Here is an 18,206-nt window from a genome sequence, read left to right as displayed (position 1 = left end):
ACAACACGGAATCACGACCAGAGAATCAGGTACGTTTGCTCAATAATTCGCGCTGCTTGCCGTTAAGGGATTAACAAGCGCCAATCAAAATAAATCCAGTCGGCCACCACCCCATTCAAATGAATTTCAATTGATTGATAAGAGGCCAATTCCCCTCTCTGATCATCGAATTGAACATCCCTGCCGCCACCCCCCCATCCCACAAGGCTTTCCAGCCTCGTCGAAGCTTCATTTCTCATACGAAATCAATCATTTCGACATCAATTCAATTTCATTACACAAAATTACACAGATCAAATAATTGCCGTCGCTACGATCGTCCTCAAACAAGAATCGGCGCAGTTCGACCATCGCGCCCGCACCCGCCGGAACAGCGGGAACGCGGTCGGCCTGGCTGACGCCGTGAGGTGCCAGGGGGGCATCGCGCAGTCGCACGACTGCATTTACTCACCAGCTCGTTACGGGGATCGAACATGGGCTATCAACAGGGCTTGAGCGGGTTGGCCGGCGCGGCGAACCATCTCGACGTGATCGGCAACAACATCGCGAACGCGAACACGGTTGGCTACAAGCAGGGTCGCGCGAACTTCGCCGACATGTACGCGAACTCGGTCGCGACGTCGACCAACACGCAGATCGGCATCGGCACGCGGCTCACGTCGGTGCAGCAACAATTCGGCCAGGGGACGATCAACACGACGAAGTCGTCGCTCGACATCGCGATCAACGGCAACGGCTTCTTCCAGATGTCGAACAACGGCGTGACGACGTACTCGCGTGACGGCGTATTCCACCGCGACAAGAGCGGCGCCATCGTCGACGCGCAGAACCGCAACCTGATGGGCTATGCGGCAGGGCAGGGCGGCGCGATCAACACCGCGGCGACCGTGCCGCTGCAAGCGCCGACCACCAACATCGCGCCGCAGGCGACGACGAAGGTCACCGGCCAGTTCAACCTGAACTCGCAGGACAAGGTGCCGGCCAAGACGCCGTTCAACGCGGGCGACAACACCACGTACAACTACAATTCGTCGATCCAGGTGTACGACACGCTCGGTGGCTCGCAACAGGTGTCGATGTATTTCGCGAAGAACGCGGCAGGTACCTGGCAGGCCTACGCGGGCGTGCAGGGCCAGACGCCGACGAATCTCGGCACCGTCACGTTCGACGCATCGGGCCGGATCAGCTCGACGACGTCGGCCGCAACCGGCCAGCCGACGCCGAGCCTCGGCCAGTTCGCGTTCTCGATCCCCAACGCGTCGGGCGGCGCCAATCCGCAAAACCTGACGCTCGACCTGACCGGCACGACGCAGTTCGGCGGGAAAAGCGGCGTGAACAACCTCGCACAGGATGGCTTCGCGAGCGGCACGCTGACGACGTTCTCGATCGGCACCGACGGCAAGCTCACCGGCAATTACTCGAACGGCCAGAGCGCGGTGCTCGGCCTGATCGCGCTCGCGAACTTCAACAACCCGAACGGGCTCGAGAACATCGGCGGCAACCAGTATGTGGAAACCACCGCGTCGGGCGTGCCGCAGATCTCCGCGCCGGGCAGCACGAACCACGGCACGCTGCAGGGGAGCGCGCTGGAAAACTCGAACGTCAACCTGACGACCGAGCTCGTGAACCTGATCAAGGCGCAGCGCGATTACCAGGCCAACGCGCAGACGATCAAGACCCAGCAGGCCGTCGACCAGACGCTCCTGAACATGCGCTGACCCGCACATGAAAAACGCGCCGCGCCCGCCTTGATATCGTCAAGGCCGACACGGCGCGCAATCTTGTGCACCGCGGCCCGCATCTCGCGGGCCGGACACGCCACTTACTTGTCGAGCAGGATGCGCAGCATGCGGCGCAGCGGCTCGGCCGCGCCCCACAGCAGCTGGTCGCCGACCGTGAACGCCGACAGGTATTCACCGCCCATCGCGAGCTTGCGCAGGCGGCCGACCGGCACCGTCAGCGTGCCCGTGACGTTCGCCGGCGACAGGTCGCGCATCGACGCTTCACGCTCGTTCGGCACGACCTTCACCCAGTCGTTCGCCGATGCGAGGATGCCGTTGATCTCGTCGAGCGGCACGTCCTTGTTCAGCTTGATCGTCAGTGCCTGCGAGTGGCAGCGCATTGCGCCGATTCGCACGCACAGGCCGTCGACCGGGATCGAACCCGGCTCGCCCATCGCCGGCTTGCCGAGGATCTTGTTGGTTTCCGCGCCGCCCTTCCACTCTTCCTTTGACATCCCGTTACCGAGATCCTTGTCGATCCACGGGATCAGCGAGCCGGCGAGCGGCACGCCGAAGTTGCTCGTCGGCATCGCGTCGCTGTTCATCGCGGCCAGCACGCGGCGGTCGATGTCGAGGATCGCGGAAGCCGGATCGGCGAGCTGCGCCTGAACCGCGCCGTTCAGCGTGCCCATCTGCGCCAGCAGCTCGCGCATGTTCTGCGCGCCCGCGCCCGATGCGGCCTGGTAGGTCATCGCCGTCATCCAGTCGACGAGGTTCTCGCGGAACAGGCCGCCGAGCGCCATCAGCATCAGGCTGACCGTGCAGTTGCCGCCGATGAAATTCTTCTGGCCCTTGACCAGCGCGTCCTTGATCACGTCGAGGTTGACCGGATCGAGGATGATGACCGCGTCGTCCTTCATCCGCAGCGACGATGCCGCATCGATCCAGTAGCCGTTCCAGCCGGCCGCGCGCAGCTTCGGGAACACGTCGTTCGTGTAGTCGCCGCCCTGGCACGTGATGATCACGTCGCACTTCTTCAGCTCGTCGACGTTGGTCGCGTCCTTGAGCGTAGTCTCGTTTTTCGCGAACGACGGCGCTTTGCCGCCCGTGTTGCTGGTGCTGAAAAACACCGGTTCGATCAGGTCGAAATCGCCCTCTTCCTGCATGCGCTGCATCAGGACGCTGCCGACCATGCCGCGCCAACCTACGAGACCTACGTTCATGACTAACCCTTTGATGGAGCTTCCCCGCCATTCCGTCCCCGGTGTGACCGCGCGGGGAAATAGGCGGGCACGACGGACGATCAGCGTTTAATGATCGTTTTCGTGGTAATGGTTTTCGTGATGACGATGGCGCGCGCACCCGCACGGGCTGTGTTGCCGTGGAGTTTCAAGACCGGGGAGATCAGGGAAAGATGCGCCATCGTTCGAGTCTACACAAAGCCGGTGGCCCGCACAACGGCCAACCGCATGCGAACCGGCCGATTTCGCGGCCTGTTCGCGCCCTTTCTACATGATCGCGTTACAGCGCCGCGACCACCGCGTCGCCCATCGCCGTCGTGCCGACCTGCTGGCAACCCGGCGTCGCGATATCGCCCGTGCGGTAGCCCTGTTCGAGCACCGTTTTCACCGCACGCTCGATGCGATCGGCCTGCTCCGCGCGATTCAACGAGTAGCGCAGCATCATCGCGGCCGACAGGATCGTCGCGAGCGGATTCGCGATGCCCTTGCCCGCGATGTCCGGCGCCGAACCGTGCGACGGCTCGTACAGGCCCTTGTTGTTCTTGTCGAGCGACGCCGACGGCAGCATGCCGATCGAGCCCGTCAGCATCGACGCTTCATCCGACAGGATGTCGCCGAACATGTTGCCGGTGACGATCACGTCGAACTGCTTCGGCGCCTTCGCGAGCTGCATCGCCGCGTTGTCGACGTACATGTGCGACAGCTCGACGTCCGCGTATTCCTTCGACACGTCGATCATGATGTCGCGCCAGAACTGCGACGTCTCGAGCACGTTCGCCTTGTCGACCGACAGCAGCTTCTTCGCGCGCTTGCGGGCCGCCTGGAACGCGACGTGCGCAATGCGGCGCACCTCCGGTTCCGAATAGCGCATCGTGTCGAAGCCTTCGCGCTCGCCCGCGAACAGGCCGTCCGGTGCGGCGCGCACGCCGCGCGGCTGGCCGAAGTAGATGTCGCCGTTCAGTTCGCGCACGATCAGGATGTCGAGGCCCGCGACCAGCTCGGGCTTCAGCGGCGAGGCATCGACGAGCTGCGGATAGCAGATCGCCGGGCGGAAGTTCGCGAACAGCTCGAGGTGCTTGCGCAGCCCGAGGATCGCCTGCTCGGGGCGCAGCGCGCGCTCGAGCGAGTCGTACTTCCAGTCGCCCACGGCGCCGAACAGGATCGCGTCGGCTTCCTTCGCGAGCGTCAGCGTCGCGTCGGGCAGCGGATGGCCGCTTGCCTCGTAGCCCGCGCCGCCGACCGGCGCCTGTTCGAGTTCGAACTTCTCGTCGAGTGCGTTCAGCACCTTCACCGCTTCATTGACGATTTCCGGACCGATGCCGTCGCCGGGCAGCACTGCAATCTTCATGCGAAATTCCTGACTGGGTAGGTTTTTATGGAGGCAGGCCGGCGAACGCGCCGCCGGCGCGCCCGCCCGAAAGGCGATCTCAGCCGACCAGCTTGGTGTTGAGCCACGGCTGCTTCACGAGACGCTCGGCCTCGAACTGGCGGATCTTGTCCGCGTGGCGCAGCGTGAGGCCGATGTCGTCGAAGCCGTTCAGCAGGCAGTACTTGCGGAACGCCGCGATCTCGAACGGATACTCGCGGCCGTCGCCCGTGCGCACGACTTGCGCGTCGAGGTCGACCGTGACTTCGAAACCGTTGAACGCGACCGTCTCGTTGAACAGGTGATCGACCTGCTGCTCGGTCAGCACGATCGGCAGCAGGCCGTTCTTGTAGCAGTTGTTGAAGAAAATATCGGCGAAGCTCGGCGCGATGATCGCGCGGAAGCCGTACTGTTGCAGCGCCCACGGCGCATGCTCGCGCGAGCTGCCGCAGCCGAAGTTCTTGCGCGCGAGCAGCACGGATGCGCCCTGGTAGCGCGGCTGGTTCAGCACGAAGTCGGGATTCAGCGGGCGCTTCGAGTTGTCCTGGCCCGGCTCGCCGTGATCGAGATAACGCCATTCGTCGAACGCGTTCGGACCGAAGCCGGTGCGCTTGATCGACTTCAGGAACTGCTTCGGGATGATCGCGTCGGTGTCGACGTTTTCGCGATCGAGCGGCGCCACGACGCCGGTATGCACAGTGAATTTTTCCATGATCCGTCTATCCGGTTGAAGGGCCGGCGTTCAGCCGGCGCACATCGACAAATTCTCGGTGGGGGACGTCACTCCGCGGCGCGCTTCAGCGCGCTGCCGGCAGCGTTGACGTCCTGCCCGAAGCCCTGGACGGTATTGCAGCCCGCGAGGCTGAAGCCCAACCCTGCGAGCGCCAGCACGGCAACCAGCCGCGCAATGATTTTCGATGCCGTCACGCGTCACCCCAGCTGGCGAATGTCGACGAAATGGCCTTCGATGGCCGCGGCCGCCGCCATCGCGGGGCTCACGAGGTGCGTGCGACCGCCCGCGCCCTGCCGGCCTTCGAAGTTGCGGTTCGACGTCGACGCGCAGCGCTCGCCCGGCTCGAGCCGGTCGGCATTCATCGCGAGGCACATCGAGCAGCCCGGCTCGCGCCATTCGAAGCCGGCGTCCGTGAACACCTTGTCGAGCCCTTCGCGCTCGGCCTGTGCCTTCACGAGGCCCGAGCCCGGCACGACCATCGCGAGCCGCACGTTCGACGCGACGCGACGGTTCAGCTTCTTCACGACATACGCGGCTGCGCGGATGTCTTCGATTCGCGCGTTCGTGCACGAGCCGATGAAGATCTTGTCGACCTTGATCGATTCGATCGGCGTGTTCGGCTCGAGCGCCATGTACGCCAGCGCACGCTCCATCGCATCGCGCTTGACCGGATCCTTCTCGCGCTCGGGATCGGGCACGCGGCCGTCGATCGACGTGACCATTTCCGGCGACGTGCCCCACGTGACCTGCGGGACGATTTCGGCGGCGTTCAGCTCGACCACGCGATCGAACTGCGCGCCGTCGTCCGACTTGAACTGGCGCCAGTATTCGACGGCCTGGTTCCATTCCGCGCCGGTCGGCACGAACGGGCGGCCCAACAGGTAGTCGATCGTCGTGTCGTCGACGGCAACCATGCCGGCGCGCGCACCGGCCTCGATCGCCATGTTGCAGACGGTCATGCGGCCTTCCATCGTCAGCGCGCGGATCGTCGAGCCGCCGAATTCGATCGCGTAGCCCGTGCCGCCGGCCGTGCCGATCTTGCCGATGATCGCGAGCACGATGTCCTTCGCGGTACAACCGCGCGGCAGCGTGCCCTCGACCTTCACGAGCATGTTCTTGCTCTTCTTCTGCAGCAGGGTTTGCGTGGCGAGCACGTGCTCGACTTCCGACGTGCCGATGCCGTGCGCGAGCGCACCGAACGCGCCGTGCGTCGACGTATGCGAATCGCCGCACACGATCGTCATGCCCGGCAGCGTCGCGCCCTGTTCCGGCCCGATGATGTGGACGATGCCCTGGCGCACGTCGTTCATCTTGAACTGCGTGATGCCGAACGCATCGCAGTTCGCGTCGAGCGTGTCGACCTGGAGCTTCGAGACGGGATCGGCGATGCCGTGGCTGCGATCGGTGGTCGGCACGTTGTGGTCCGACACGGCCAGGTTCGCGCTGATGCGCCACACCGGACGCTGCGCCATCTTCAGCCCTTCGAACGCCTGCGGGCTCGTGACTTCATGCAGCAGCTGACGGTCGATGTAGAGCAGGGTCGTGCCGTCTTCCTCGGTGTGGACCACGTGGGTGTTCCACAGTTTGTCGTAGAGAGTCTGTGCCATGGGTATGCGGGGTCGTTGTGACTACAAGCCTTGCGGATGTGATCGATTATGCCACGCAAAATCGGCCCATGGAGTACCACGATAACGGAAAAAGTGAATAAAAACAGTGAGTTGGGTGGTACACACGATACCCGGATAAGCATTACCCGGCAACGCGGACACCACGGCGCGGTGGCCACGGCCGCCACCGCGCTGCGCATGTCACGGCGACACGCGAAAGGACGTGACGATTCCGGAATGGAAGAGGTTGATGAACGGGAGTTTCCGCGAACGTCCGGCAGCCTCAGCCGTTCGGGTATTCGCGGTTGATCAGGTCGAGCCGCAGCATGCCCAGTTGCACGCCGACGTTGCTCAGCAGGTAGAGATCGCGGCGCCGCAATGCCGGCATCTGCGCGGACGCGTCGTAAAGCGACGGCAGCGCCAGGCCCGCCGGCACCGCGGCCTGCATCCCCGTGGCATTCGACACGCGCACGGCAAGCGACGCCTGATCCGCATGGGTGACGACACCGACGTTGCCGAGTGCCGCAGCCGAGCCGGCCTGCTTGACGATCGCGGCAGCGACGCCGTCCGGCGTCGGTATCGGGCTGCCGGCGGCCAGGGCCGGGGTCGCGATCGACGTCACGCCGGCCGTCAGCCCGTATTTCGACGCGAGCACGCTCGCGACTTCCTGCTGCGCGAAGATCCGCACGGCAACCTTCTGGTGCAGCAGGAACACGGCGTCGGCAATCGCCTCGTTCACCGGGCCCGGCACCGGCGCGGCACCGGTCGCCGCCGCGGCGCGACTGCCGAAGCTGAAGGCGGCAATCGTGTTGATGGCCGTGGTCTGGACGGTCGGCGGCAGCCACGAGAAAAACGGTTCGAACAGGTAGCCGGTCTCGTCGGTGGCGGCGGCGCGGTCGGTCAGTTCATTCGTCAGCTTGCCGAGCATCTGGCGTTGCAGTTCGGCGTCTGAAACAGGCGCGTCGCTCGCGAAGGCCGGCGCACTGGCGGCACCGGTCGCGGCCAGCGCGGAAGCGGAAGCGGAAGCGGAAACGGAAGCGAGAAAATGGCGGCGGGTCTGCATGGTCATCGGAATCGGGAAAGAGAAAGTGCGTCAGCCCTTCGGGAACGCCTGCATCGTCGCGCCGATCGCGCGGCCGAGCATCTGCGCATACATGTCGTGCACGAGGTACAGGCTGCGGTTACGCGTCCACGGCTGGCCCGACTGCGGGTCGTAAAGCGTCGGCAACGACACCTCGGCAACCGCGGCCGCCTTCATGCCCGCCTGTTGCGAGGTCTGGATGCAGCGCTTCGCGTGATCCCGATGACCGACCACCGCGACGCTGCCCATCGCGGCCGCGCCGCCCGCGCGCGACACGGCCTCGGCGGCCACGCCGGCCGTGCTGAGGTACACGATCGTGCCGTCGCTCGCGATCACGGGCTCGATCGACGACAGCACGTCGGTGCCCATCCCGTATTTCGACACGAGAAAGCGCGCAATCTCCCACTGCGCGTAGACCTTGACCGGTTTCAGTTGCCGAATGCGGTAGACGGCGTCCGCGAGCGCTTCATTGACGGGCCCCGGATCGGGCAGCGCGGACTGGTTGCCGCCCGTGCTCGACGTATTGCCGCTTGCCGCGTTCGGGCGATTGCCGAAGCTGTATGCGACGATCGCGCCGGCCTGGGCCGCCGGCATCGACGGCAAGTCCCAGGTAAAGCCGACGTCGGTCAGCGCCGGCTGGATCGCGCCGACCGTCGCGGCATCGCCGAGCTGCGCATTCAGCTTCGCGGACATTTGCGCGGCCAGCGCCGCGTCGGTAACGGGTGCCGACGTGACGTCGTCGCCACCGCACGCGCTCAGCAGCGGCGCCGCCGCGACGGCCGGCGCGGCGGCCAGGAATTTTCTGCGTGAAGCAGCCAGCGGATTCAGTTTCATAAGAAATACGAAATGATGTGAATGGCGTCGACGGGTTACCTCGGTGTCGCGTTCACGGTCACGGGAAAGGGCAATCGGGCGAGTCGCGCAGGTGGGCGACGGACGGCAGTGCCGCAGCGCGGATCGAATCACTGCGTCGCTGTCGATTGACGAGGCCGGATCGTAGTCGTCGTTTATTAAATTGCGGTGAAGCTCGCGATGGAATCCGCGCAATCGCATCGTCGTTTCACGGATGGACACCGGTGTTTCATGTATGGCGAGTGCCCGCGTGACTCGTTCCACGGATGGCGATCGCGCGTCCCGCGCGCCGTATGACGCCCCGGCATTTCGCGCTACGATGGCACGACCCGTATGGCCCGATCCCCATGATCCAGACCCGGAGCCCCCGCCATGAAGCTCGGCCTGAACGAATCGCTCGCCCGCCTCGACGATGAAGGCACGCTGTTCACGACGCTGTTTCGCCACGGCACGCTCGACGTCGAGCTGTACCGGCCGCGCATCGAGGACAAGCAGAAGCCGCATACGCGCGACGAGGCCTACGCAATCGCCACGGGCACGTCGCACTTCGTCGTCGACGGGCGCGAATGCGAAGTCGCGGCCGGTGACGTGCTATTCGTCCCGGCACACGCCGAACACCGCTTCATCGGCTTCTCCGACGACTTCTCGACGTGGGTGTTCTTCTACGGCCCCGAAGGCGGCGAGCGCGGCGCGTAACGCACGCACGACGCACGCGGCACTTTTCCTGCGATCGCCTAGACTGTCTATTCGCAGCGGGTGGCACGCGACGCGTGGCCGCCCGGTCGTCACGATGCCAGCGGCAGCCGGTTCAACGAACGGGAAGACAGCATGCGATACGAACTGTATTACTGGCCCGAGATCCAGGGCCGGGGCGAGTACGTGCGGCTCGCGCTCGAAGCGGCCGAAGCCGATTATGTCGACGTCGCGCGTGAATCGGGGCGCGGCATGGGCGTGCCGGCAATGATGCGGATGATGGACAACTCGAAGGCGGAATGCGTGCCGTTCGCGCCGCCGTTCCTGAAGGCCGGCGACGTCGTCATCGGGCAGACCGCGAACATCCTGCTGTTTCTCGGCGCGCGGCTGGGGCTCGCGCCCGCCGACGAAGCCGGTCGGCTGTGGGTGCACCAGCTTCAGTTGACCGTCGCCGATTTCGTCACCGAGATCCACGACACGCACCATCCGATCGCAAGCGGCCTCTACTACGAGGATCAGCAGGCGGAAGCCGCCGAGCGTGCAGCCGATTTCCTCGAAAACCGGCTGCCGAAATTCCTCGGCTACTTCGAGCGTGTACTCGAACAGAATCCGCACAAGAGCGGCTACCTCGCCGGCAACGCACTCAGCTATGCGGACCTGTCGTTGTTCCAGTTGATCGAGGGCCTGCGCTACGCGTTTCCGAAAGCGATGAAGCGTGAGGAGCGGAAGATCGCGGCGCTGGTCGCACTGCACGACCGCGTTGCACTGCATCCGCCTGTCGCGCTCTATCTCGAGTCGGAACGCCGCATCCCGTTCAACGACATGGGCATCTTCCGGCACTATCCGGAGCTGGACAAGTAACGCCGGCACGGCATCCGCACCGCTTCTTGCAAACTGGCGGATGCCCCCTACCCCTACCCCCTGCTCACGCGGCGACCGGCGTCTCGTGCAGATGACGCCACACGATCAGCCCATCCGCCTCGCGCCGGAACACGGCCGTCGAGCGCCGCACCGTGCGCCGGCCTTGCGCGTCGGTCTGCGTCTCGCGATAACCGATCGTCGCGCCATCGGACCATACGGCGAGCCCGCGCAACTCGTCGATGTCGATCACCAGCCCCGGCCGCGCGCCGTGCCCGTGTGAAAACAGCGCATCGACGCCCGCGTAATCGAGCACCGTACCCGACATCGTGATCATCGAAAAACCCGGCGAGAAGCGCGCCATCAGTATCGCGAGCCGCTCGGGGCCGGCACGGCCGGACAACCAGCACTCGATGTCGACGATGGTGTCGACGACTTCCTTGAAATACGGATTCGGCAGATTCATAACGCTCTCAGGTTCTCAGGAATGGGATGAAACGGGTTGCGCGACCGGCGCATGGTGCGCGGGAAGCCGCGCGATCAGGCCGAGCGGCAGCAACGTCAACACGACCGCCAGCCCGAAGCACCAGCGGTACGGTGCAAGCGACGGGCCGCCCGCATCGAGCGCCAGCAACGCATTGAGCGCGCTGCCGAGCGCGGCCACGCCGACACAAAAACTCAACTGCCGGTTGATGTTCCACAGCGCGCTCGCGTCGCCCATCCGGTCGGCCGGCACCTCGACGAACGCCGCGCTCTGCGACGTGCTCGTGCATAGGCTCGCCCCGAACCCCATCGCCGCGAACGCCGCGATGCGCACGGCTTCGACGCTGGCCCACGGCGTCGCGAGCAACGCGACGCCGACGCAATCGATCGCGATGCCGCACGTGAACAGCGGCTTCGCGCCGTGGCGCGGAAAACAGCGGCGCGTGGTCGCGATCGCGAAGAACGCCGCGATCGCCCACGGCAGCATCAGCGCGCCGGCATGCGCGGCGCTCAATCCGAGCGCATTCTGCAGATAGAGCGACGCGACGAGGTTGACCCCGGTAAAGATGCCCGGCACGCACAGATAGACCACCACGCCGGCCCTCAGCAGCGGCTGCGCAAGCAGGCGCAGGTCGACCACCGGTGCCACGGCCCGACGCGCATGCACCGCATAGCCGGCGCCTGCCGCGACGGCCACCACCAGCATCGCCAGCGGGAATGCCGCGCCGCCGGGCTGCCCCGCGGCGGTCAGCCCGAGCAGCAACGCGACGAGCGCCGCCGCACTCAGCCCGAGCCCCGGCCAGTCGAGCCGCGGCGGCCGGTCACGCGCACCGTCGCGCGGCAGCCACGCGAACGCGAGCGCGCAGGTCGCGGCCGCGATCGGCAACATCGCGAAGAAGATCGCGCGCCACGACCCGCGATCGACGATGGCCCCGCCGATCGCAGGCGACAACGCGGGCACCAGCAGCGCGACCATCATCACGATCGACGTGAGCCGCGCCCGCGCCTGCGGCGGATACGCGCGATAGGCCATCGTCTGCCCGACCGGGATCAGCAGCCCGCCGCCGAGCCCCTGGACCAGCCGCCATGCGAGCAGCGCCCCGATCGAAGGCGACGCGCCGACGCCCGCACTGCCGAGCCCGAACAGCAGCAACGATGCGGCGAACACGCGCCGCTCGCCGCAGCGGCGCGCGAGCCACGCGCCGAACGGAATCACGACGGTCAGGCCGAGCACGTACGTGTTGCCGACCCACGCAAGCTGCGCGACCGATGCGTGCAGTTCGCGCTGCAGCGCCGGATACGCGGCGTTCAGCATGAACATGTTCGCGAGATCGATCGCGAAGCCGAGCAGGTAGACGATGGCAATTCTGGAGCGGTCTGGCATGGCGGCGGAAACATCATGAAGCGCCGCAGTGTAGAAGCCGGCACGCGCATCGGTAAGCGGCCGGATTCGACGGGTCCCGTCGAAATTTTTTGACAATCGGCTCGGACCGCGACAGTGTCGCGCGTCCGTTGCAACGCGCCGCACGCCGCACGGGTGCCGCACATTCGGGTACCCTTCGAGCAATCCAATGCATAGACAGGACCCCCGCCCCGACCATGGTGAGCCTCGATCGTTTTGCCGTCTTCCGTGCCGTGGTCGAGGCCGGTTCGTTCACGGCCGCCGCCACCGCGCTGAACCAGGCGCGGGCAGCCGTCAGCTTCAACGTGAAGCAGCTCGAAGCCGAGCTCGGCGTCACGCTGCTCACGCGGACGACCCGGCGCGTCGAGCTGACCGACGCCGGCGAGCGCTTCTACCAGCGCTGCCTGCGCGTGCTCGAAGAAGCCGAAGGCGCGATCGACGAGGTGCGCGGCGAGCATGGCGGCATGCAGGGCATCCTGCGCGTGACGTCGACGGTCGAGTATGCGGCGCGCGTCCTCGCACCGATGCTGCATGCGTTCACCGCGCGGCATCCCGCGTTGCGGGTGCGGCTCGAAACGCACACGTCGCAGGCCGATCTCGTGCGCGACCGCTTCGACGTCGCGATCCGGCTCGGGCGCCACGAGCACTTTCTCGACCTGCCCTATCGCGGTGTCTGCCTCGCCACCTGCGACGTGCTCGCCGTGATGGCGCCCGACCTGCCCGCGAAGGCCGGGCTCCCGCCGCCGGCGTCACCCGGCGATCTGGCCCGCCTGCCGCAGCTCGGCCACAGCCGGCTCGAGCGAATCGCCGAATGGACGCTCACCGATCGCGCGGGCAACGAACATGCGTTTCGACCGGCGACGAAGCCTCACGTCGTCGTCGACAACGCATCGGTGTTGAGCGAACTGGCGCGCCAGGGCAGCGGCGTCGCGCTGCTGCCGGAATGGCTCGTGCGCGACGATCTCGAAAGCGGCGCACTGGTCGATGCACTGCCCGCGTTCCGGTTTCCGCAGCAGAACGTCTACGCGCTGTACGTCGCGACGCGGCACGTGCCGCAGAAAGTGCGCGCGTGGGTGGATTTCATGAAAGCGCAGTTGCAGCACGTTCACTGAGCGCGGCTTGCGCGCGTCACCCGCCGCGCGCAGGGCGCCGTATCGGAGCCGGCCGTAAAGCACATCCGGCGCCCGTTACCGCGCTTTCAGGACCAGGCAGTCAGTGCGACTGCCCGTGCTGCGTGGCCGCTGCATCGACGGCTTCGACCGAACGCGTCAGCCACGGCCCGATGTCCATCTCCTCGTAGCGCACGAGCCGGCTCTTGCGCGCACGGCGATACGCCCACCAGATCGCGACGAACAGCGGAATCCACACGTAGATCGACAGCACTTCCATCCAGTCGATGCGGGCCGCGAAGAACGCCTGGTAATCCTGCCCGAGCGAGATCACGATGCAGATCGCGATCGCGAACAGCGGCCCGAACGGGAACCATTTCGCGCGGTACGGCAGCTGATCGAGCCGGTAGCCCTGCTTCAGGAACCCCTTGCGGAACCGGTAATGGCAGACCGCGATGCCGAGCCACGCGATGAAGCCGGTGATGCCGACCGTATTCAGCAGCCACAGATAGATGCTCTGGTTGTTGGTCAGCGACGTGAGGAAGCACAGCCCGCCGACGGCCATCGTCGCGTACAGCGCGTTGCGCGGCACGCCGCCCGGCGACAGCGTCGCGAACATCGCCGGCGCGCGCCCTTCCGCCGCGAGGTTGTACAGCATCCGCGTCGCCGCGTAAGTCCCGGAGTTGCCGGCCGACAGCACGGCCGTCAGGATCACGAGATTCATCGCGCCGGCCGCGAGCCGGAAGCCCGCATGGCTGAACACCAGCGTGAACGGGCTCACGCCGATGTCGGTCACGTCGCTCTTCAGCAGGTTCGGGTCCGTGTACGGCACCAGCAGCCCGATCACGAAAATCGCGAACACGTAGAACAGCATGATCCGCCAAAAGATCTGCTTCACCGCACGCGGGATCGTCTTGCGCGGGTTTTCCGATTCGCCGGCCGTGATCCCGACCAGCTCGGTGCCGAGAAACGAGAAGCCCGCGATCAGCGCGACGCTCATCATCGCGTGCACACCACCGACGAACGGCGCGTCGCCCGTCGTGAAGTTGCGCAAGCCGACCGGATGCCCGTTCCCGATCAGGCCGGCCGCGATCAGCAACCCGGCCGCGATGAACGCGACCACGGTGACCACCTTGATCAGCGAGAACCAGTATTCCGATTCGCCGAAACCGCGCACCGACAGCGTATTCAGCAGGAAGATCAGCACGAGGAATCCGGCGCCCCACCAGATGCCGGGTACGGTTGGAAACCAGTAGCGCATCACGATCTGCGCGGCGACCAGCTCGATCGCGATCGTCACGGCCCAGCTGTACCAGTAGGTCCAGCCGAGCGCGACGCCGAAGCCTTCGTCGACGTACTTCTCGCCGTAGATCGCGAACGAGCCCGATACCGGCATCAGCGCGGCCATCTCGCCGAGGCCCGTGACGACGAAGTACACCATCAGCCCGATCGCGATATACGCGGCGATCGCCCCGCCCGGCCCCGCCTGGGCGACCGACGCCCCCGACGCGACGAACAACCCCGTGCCGATCGAGCCGCCAATCGCGATCATCGCGATGTGGCGGCCCTGCAGACGGCGCTTCAGCGTCGTTCCGGACGGTGCGGGCGTCTCCGCTGCCGCTTGCAAAGCATCCATAGTGTTCACCCTGATTGGATTCAGGCCTGACGATTTGATTCGGAATGCAAATCGTCAGGCCGGGTCATTCGCGTCGGAGCCGGCCCTTCCCGGCCGGCCGCATCACACGACGCTGCGCTTGATCGCCTGCAGTTCGGCCGTCGTCACGATCTTCTCGATCCGGAACCGCGGGCTTTCCAGCCACAGGTTCGCGATCCGCCGGTACTCGTCGAGATCCTCGCACGCGAGCCGCACGAGAAAATCGAACGTGCCGCTGACGAGCCAGCAATCGAGCACCGCCGGATTCGCCCGCATTTCGTCCTCGAACGGCGCCTGCGAACGCCCGTGGTCGGCCAGCGTGATCTGCGCGATCACGACGATCGGCTTGGTCGCGCGCGGCGCCTTGATCACCGCGCGGTACCCTTCGATCACCCCAAGCGCCTCGAGCCGCTCCACGCGCGCCTGGCACGGCCGCGGCGTGAGGTTCACGAGCTCGGACAGCTTCCGGTAGGAAATCCGCCCGTCGGTGCGCAGGATGTCGAGGATCCGGAGATCGATCTTGTCGAGCTGCATCTTCTTGTCGGTCATCCGCGTTCGCTCCGGTCGGGTCGTGGCTGGTGCGCGGAACGTCTCCGGTTCCGCGCGGGGGCCACATTATCCGGCCGAAGCGGCCGCGCGCCAATCGGCTAGAACCGCAGCGACAGGCAGGTCAGGCCGCCGTCCATCTTGCGGAACTCGCTCGTATCGATCACGTGCAGCGGCAGCCCGAGCGACGCGATCGCATCGTGCACGCGCGGGTAGCCGGCCGGCGTGATCAGCGTGCCGTTCACGCGCAGCGTGTTGCCCGCGTATTCGTCGGCGGCCGAGATCGTGATCCGGCGATAGTCAGCGAAGGCCGGATGCGCGGCCAGCGCTTCGGTGACGAGCAGCGTGTCGTCGCCGAGCGCGTTGACGACCGACTTGAGATGCAGGCCGGCGCCCACCGGCACCGCGACGACGGAATAGCCGTAGCGCGACACGAGCGCGTCGAATGCGGCGATGCCGTCGGCGTCGGTACGGCCCGTCAGGCCGATGTAGAAACGCTTGCCGACCTGCATCACGTCACCGCCGTCGAGCCGGCCCGCCTGCATCGGCAGCAGGTCGCGATGCGCGGCCAGCGCCGCTTCGATGTGCACCGTCTCGCCGCGCCGCGCCGGCGCACCGGGGCGCGTGATTACCGCGAATTCGGGCGTCACGACCGCGGTGTCCTCGACGAAGTGCGAATCGGGGAATGCCTCCAGCGGCGGCAGTTCGGTCAGCGCGACGCCGAGCGTGCGCAGCGCGTCGCAATACGCGTGGAACTGGGTGAGCGTCTTGTCGTAATCGGGCGCGCCGAGTTCGGCGGTGGTCAGGCCCGCGCCACAGGACGGCGCGGGGCGGCGAACGATCGCTTGCGTGAATTGCATCGACTCCTCCATGGTCAGCGCCGCACCCGTGCGTCACACGGGGCGGCTGCGTTGTGTCCGGACCATTATCGGAAGCCAAATTGCGCAATTCGCGTCGATTTCGGCTGCGCCGACAGCCGATTGCGTCGAATTGCGCGCGGCGCGCAGCGGATTCGGCAGCCCGCCGTTCGCCGCCCGGCGAGCCGTCGCTTTCACGGGCGGCACGCTGGCTACTCGCCCGCCCCGAACCCCATCTGCGAACGGCCGAGCGCCGTGAGATCGCCCTCCCCGCCCCGCTCGTCGAATTCGACCTCGAAATGATCGGCCGGAAAATCGGGCGGGCTTTCGCCGCGCAGGAACGCAGCCCGCTGGCGCTGCAGGTACGCGTCGTTCTTCGCGCAACCGGGCGCGGCGGCGATGTACATCACGTTGCTGTCGCCATTGCCGCGATGCGCATCCTCGACCGCGTGCACGACGTCGCCGTGCCAGAACACCGCGTCGCCCGGCTCCATGTGCGGGATCGGCACCAGTGCGTCGAGCAGCAGCGCGTGCCATTCGGGCCGGATCGACAGCGCGCGGCCCGGACGCGCGCCGCACAGGTCGTCGTCGGCCACGTCGTCCTGCAGCGCACGCAGCACGACGTAGGCCATCGCGTTCGCCACCGGGATCAACTGCAGCGTGCCGTCGCCAGGCCCCTGCGGCGTCAGCGCGGTCCAGCCCTGGAAGGTGCGGAACATCGAGCACACGGCCGGCGACGGAATCTCCTCGACGTCGGGACGGAACGCCGCGTCGAACGGGTCGTAATCGCGCCAGCGGCCGGCCAGCACGTGACGGTAGACCCGGCGGAAATTCGCGCCGAGCCAGCGTTCGACCGAACCGCCATCGACATGCGGCGACAGCCCGAGCGACGTCGAGCCGGGCGGGCGGCGACGAATCCGGTCCGCATAGGCCGGCACCTGGTCGGGATCGAAGTGCGTGCGGCCGCCGTCCGTGTGCCGCCACAGCCGGTTCAGGAACACGCGCGCTTGAGTCAGCGCCGGCGACTGGCGGGCAGCCACCTGCGGCTTCGACCAGTAGACGCCGTAGATCTGCGGCTTGCCCGACGCGAGGTTGCCGAAATAACGGTCCTCGGCACGTGCGTGCAGCCGGTCGGTGAAGCGGTTCGCGTCCAGGTACGCGCCGATCTCGTCGTTCCAGTCGCGCGCCTGCTGCGCGTCGAACACGCCGCGGATCGCGACCGCGCCGTGGGTGCGGATCGCGGCGATCGTCTGCGGATCGACGGTTCCCTGCGCGATGTCCGCGAACGGCACCACCGGAATCACGTCATGGCCATTCGCATGCGCGCGGCGAATCGCGTCGACCTGCCGCGCGATGTCGCCCTCCAGTTCGCGGAACGTGGCCGCATAACCGGGCAGGTCGGCGCGCAGCGCCCGTTTTGCCGTGCGGATCGCGGCTGGCAGATCGTCAATCGTCAGGTGCATCGCTGTCTCCTCGCTGAATCGCGTTTTGATGAGCACTCAGCGTACGGCCTCCGCACGGCAGCCATCGACACTATCCAGCCAACAATCGATACAATCCGGACAACCGCGCTTTACTCGGGACGATGGCAGACCACGCACAGCTTGTTGCCGTCCGGATCGCGGAAATAGGCGCCGTAGTAGTCGCGGTGATAGTCCGGCCGCAGGGCCGGCGGCCCTTCGCAGGTGCCGCCGTGGCGCAGCGCGAGCGCGTGGCAGCGATCGACGTGCGCGCGGGTCGGCGCAACGAATGCGATCGTGTGGCCATTGCCCGGCTCGGGCGCGCGGCCGTCGAGCGGGTGGCCGAAGAAGAACAGCGGCCGGTCGGTGTCGGCCGGCATCCAGCCCGACCAGCCGTCCGGCTCGCGGAATTTCAGGCGCAGCCCGAGTTCCGCGAACAGCGGCGCGTAGAAATCGTAGGCGCGCGCGGTGTCGGCCACCCCGACGCAAACATGTGAAAACATGGCATCGCTCCGTCGTGACGATCGCTCACGATCATGCCAC

General features: G+C 66.4%; 19 protein-coding genes. 4 read left to right on the top strand and 15 right to left on the bottom strand.

Going from position 1 to position 18,206, the window contains the following annotated elements; all coding sequences use genetic code 11:
- Positions 1 to 249: 249 nt before the first annotated feature.
- On the bottom strand, positions 250 to 435 hold the full coding sequence (locus tag CFB40_RS38140) for a hypothetical protein (protein WP_143329872.1): 186 nt from the start codon (positions 433 to 435) through the stop codon (positions 250 to 252).
- Between the two features lie 38 nt (positions 436 to 473).
- Between CFB40_RS38140 and flgE the strand changes: the two genes are divergently transcribed.
- Positions 474 to 1,718: a flagellar hook protein FlgE gene (gene flgE / locus CFB40_RS22260; protein ID WP_089432402.1), complete on the top strand. Its 1,245-nt coding sequence runs from the start codon at positions 474 to 476 to the stop codon at positions 1,716 to 1,718.
- Between the two features lie 104 nt (positions 1,719 to 1,822).
- Here flgE and asd read toward each other — a convergent pair whose 3' ends face one another.
- The 7 genes from asd to CFB40_RS22220 all read right to left on the bottom strand — a co-directional run bounded on the left by asd (position 1,823) and on the right by CFB40_RS22220 (position 8,583).
- Entirely contained in the window at positions 1,823 to 2,944 is a 1,122-nt protein-coding gene (gene asd, locus CFB40_RS22255) for an aspartate-semialdehyde dehydrogenase (protein ID WP_069251145.1), read from the bottom strand.
- Positions 2,945 to 3,242: 298 nt separating this feature from the next.
- Positions 3,243 to 4,310, bottom strand: a complete 1,068-nt coding sequence (gene leuB / locus CFB40_RS22245) for a 3-isopropylmalate dehydrogenase (protein ID WP_089432401.1) — start codon at positions 4,308 to 4,310, stop codon at positions 3,243 to 3,245.
- A 79-nt stretch (positions 4,311 to 4,389) separates the two neighbouring features.
- Positions 4,390 to 5,040 carry a 3-isopropylmalate dehydratase small subunit gene (gene leuD / locus CFB40_RS22240; protein ID WP_039358292.1) on the bottom strand — a complete coding sequence of 217 codons (651 nt, stop codon included), beginning with the start codon at positions 5,038 to 5,040 and terminating at the stop codon, positions 4,390 to 4,392.
- Between the two features lie 68 nt (positions 5,041 to 5,108).
- Positions 5,109 to 5,255: an entericidin A/B family lipoprotein gene (locus CFB40_RS22235; RefSeq protein WP_089432400.1), complete on the bottom strand. Its 147-nt coding sequence runs from the start codon at positions 5,253 to 5,255 to the stop codon at positions 5,109 to 5,111.
- A gap of 3 nt (positions 5,256 to 5,258) precedes the next feature.
- Positions 5,259 to 6,668 carry a 3-isopropylmalate dehydratase large subunit gene (leuC, locus tag CFB40_RS22230; RefSeq protein WP_089432399.1) on the bottom strand — a complete coding sequence of 470 codons (1,410 nt, stop codon included), beginning with the start codon at positions 6,666 to 6,668 and terminating at the stop codon, positions 5,259 to 5,261.
- A gap of 283 nt (positions 6,669 to 6,951) precedes the next feature.
- Entirely contained in the window at positions 6,952 to 7,731 is a 780-nt protein-coding gene (locus tag CFB40_RS22225) for a Tat pathway signal protein (protein ID WP_089433278.1), read from the bottom strand.
- Positions 7,732 to 7,761: 30 nt separating this feature from the next.
- Positions 7,762 to 8,583: a hypothetical protein gene (locus CFB40_RS22220; RefSeq protein WP_089432398.1), complete on the bottom strand. Its 822-nt coding sequence runs from the start codon at positions 8,581 to 8,583 to the stop codon at positions 7,762 to 7,764.
- Between the two features lie 390 nt (positions 8,584 to 8,973).
- Here CFB40_RS22220 and CFB40_RS22215 point away from each other — a divergent pair, with 390 nt between their 5' ends.
- The gene (locus CFB40_RS22215; RefSeq protein ID WP_089432397.1) at positions 8,974 to 9,297 is read left to right on the top strand and encodes a cupin domain-containing protein; all 324 of its coding nucleotides are present in this window, start codon (positions 8,974 to 8,976) and stop codon (positions 9,295 to 9,297) included.
- 132 nt (positions 9,298 to 9,429) lie between these two features.
- Positions 9,430 to 10,155, top strand: a complete 726-nt coding sequence (locus CFB40_RS22210) for a glutathione S-transferase (RefSeq protein ID WP_089433277.1) — start codon at positions 9,430 to 9,432, stop codon at positions 10,153 to 10,155.
- 64 nt (positions 10,156 to 10,219) lie between these two features.
- On the opposite strand, the gene CFB40_RS22205 is transcribed toward CFB40_RS22210, so the two are convergent.
- Together CFB40_RS22205 and CFB40_RS22200 are read right to left on the bottom strand one after the other, a co-directional pair.
- A complete protein-coding gene (locus CFB40_RS22205; RefSeq protein WP_089432396.1) occupies positions 10,220 to 10,618 on the bottom strand; it encodes a DUF4440 domain-containing protein in 399 nt (132 codons plus the stop codon).
- 15 nt (positions 10,619 to 10,633) lie between these two features.
- Positions 10,634 to 12,019: an MFS transporter gene (locus CFB40_RS22200; protein WP_089432395.1), complete on the bottom strand. Its 1,386-nt coding sequence runs from the start codon at positions 12,017 to 12,019 to the stop codon at positions 10,634 to 10,636.
- A 215-nt stretch (positions 12,020 to 12,234) separates the two neighbouring features.
- Here CFB40_RS22200 and CFB40_RS22195 point away from each other — a divergent pair, with 215 nt between their 5' ends.
- On the top strand, positions 12,235 to 13,149 hold the full coding sequence (locus CFB40_RS22195) for a LysR family transcriptional regulator (protein WP_089432394.1): 915 nt from the start codon (positions 12,235 to 12,237) through the stop codon (positions 13,147 to 13,149).
- Between the two features lie 100 nt (positions 13,150 to 13,249).
- Here CFB40_RS22195 and CFB40_RS22190 read toward each other — a convergent pair whose 3' ends face one another.
- From CFB40_RS22190 to CFB40_RS22170, 5 genes are all read right to left on the bottom strand, one after another.
- On the bottom strand, positions 13,250 to 14,782 hold the full coding sequence (locus CFB40_RS22190) for an amino acid permease (protein ID WP_089427954.1): 1,533 nt from the start codon (positions 14,780 to 14,782) through the stop codon (positions 13,250 to 13,252).
- Positions 14,783 to 14,884: 102 nt separating this feature from the next.
- Positions 14,885 to 15,349 carry an Lrp/AsnC family transcriptional regulator gene (locus CFB40_RS22185; RefSeq protein ID WP_089427955.1) on the bottom strand — a complete coding sequence of 155 codons (465 nt, stop codon included), beginning with the start codon at positions 15,347 to 15,349 and terminating at the stop codon, positions 14,885 to 14,887.
- A 98-nt stretch (positions 15,350 to 15,447) separates the two neighbouring features.
- Positions 15,448 to 16,206 carry a dimethylarginine dimethylaminohydrolase family protein gene (locus CFB40_RS22180; protein ID WP_089433276.1) on the bottom strand — a complete coding sequence of 253 codons (759 nt, stop codon included), beginning with the start codon at positions 16,204 to 16,206 and terminating at the stop codon, positions 15,448 to 15,450.
- A 209-nt stretch (positions 16,207 to 16,415) separates the two neighbouring features.
- Complete coding sequence (locus tag CFB40_RS22175) at positions 16,416 to 17,666, bottom strand: DUF1479 domain-containing protein (RefSeq protein ID WP_089432393.1); 1,251 nt, start codon at positions 17,664 to 17,666, stop codon at positions 16,416 to 16,418.
- A 110-nt stretch (positions 17,667 to 17,776) separates the two neighbouring features.
- Positions 17,777 to 18,166, bottom strand: coding sequence for a VOC family protein (locus CFB40_RS22170; protein WP_089432392.1), 390 nt, complete (start codon positions 18,164 to 18,166; stop codon positions 17,777 to 17,779).
- Positions 18,167 to 18,206: the final 40 nt, after the last annotated feature.

Source organism: Burkholderia sp. AU31652 (assembly GCF_002223155.1).
Lineage (GTDB): Bacteria > Pseudomonadota > Gammaproteobacteria > Burkholderiales > Burkholderiaceae > Burkholderia.
This window is presented reverse-complemented; position numbering and strand designations above follow the sequence as displayed.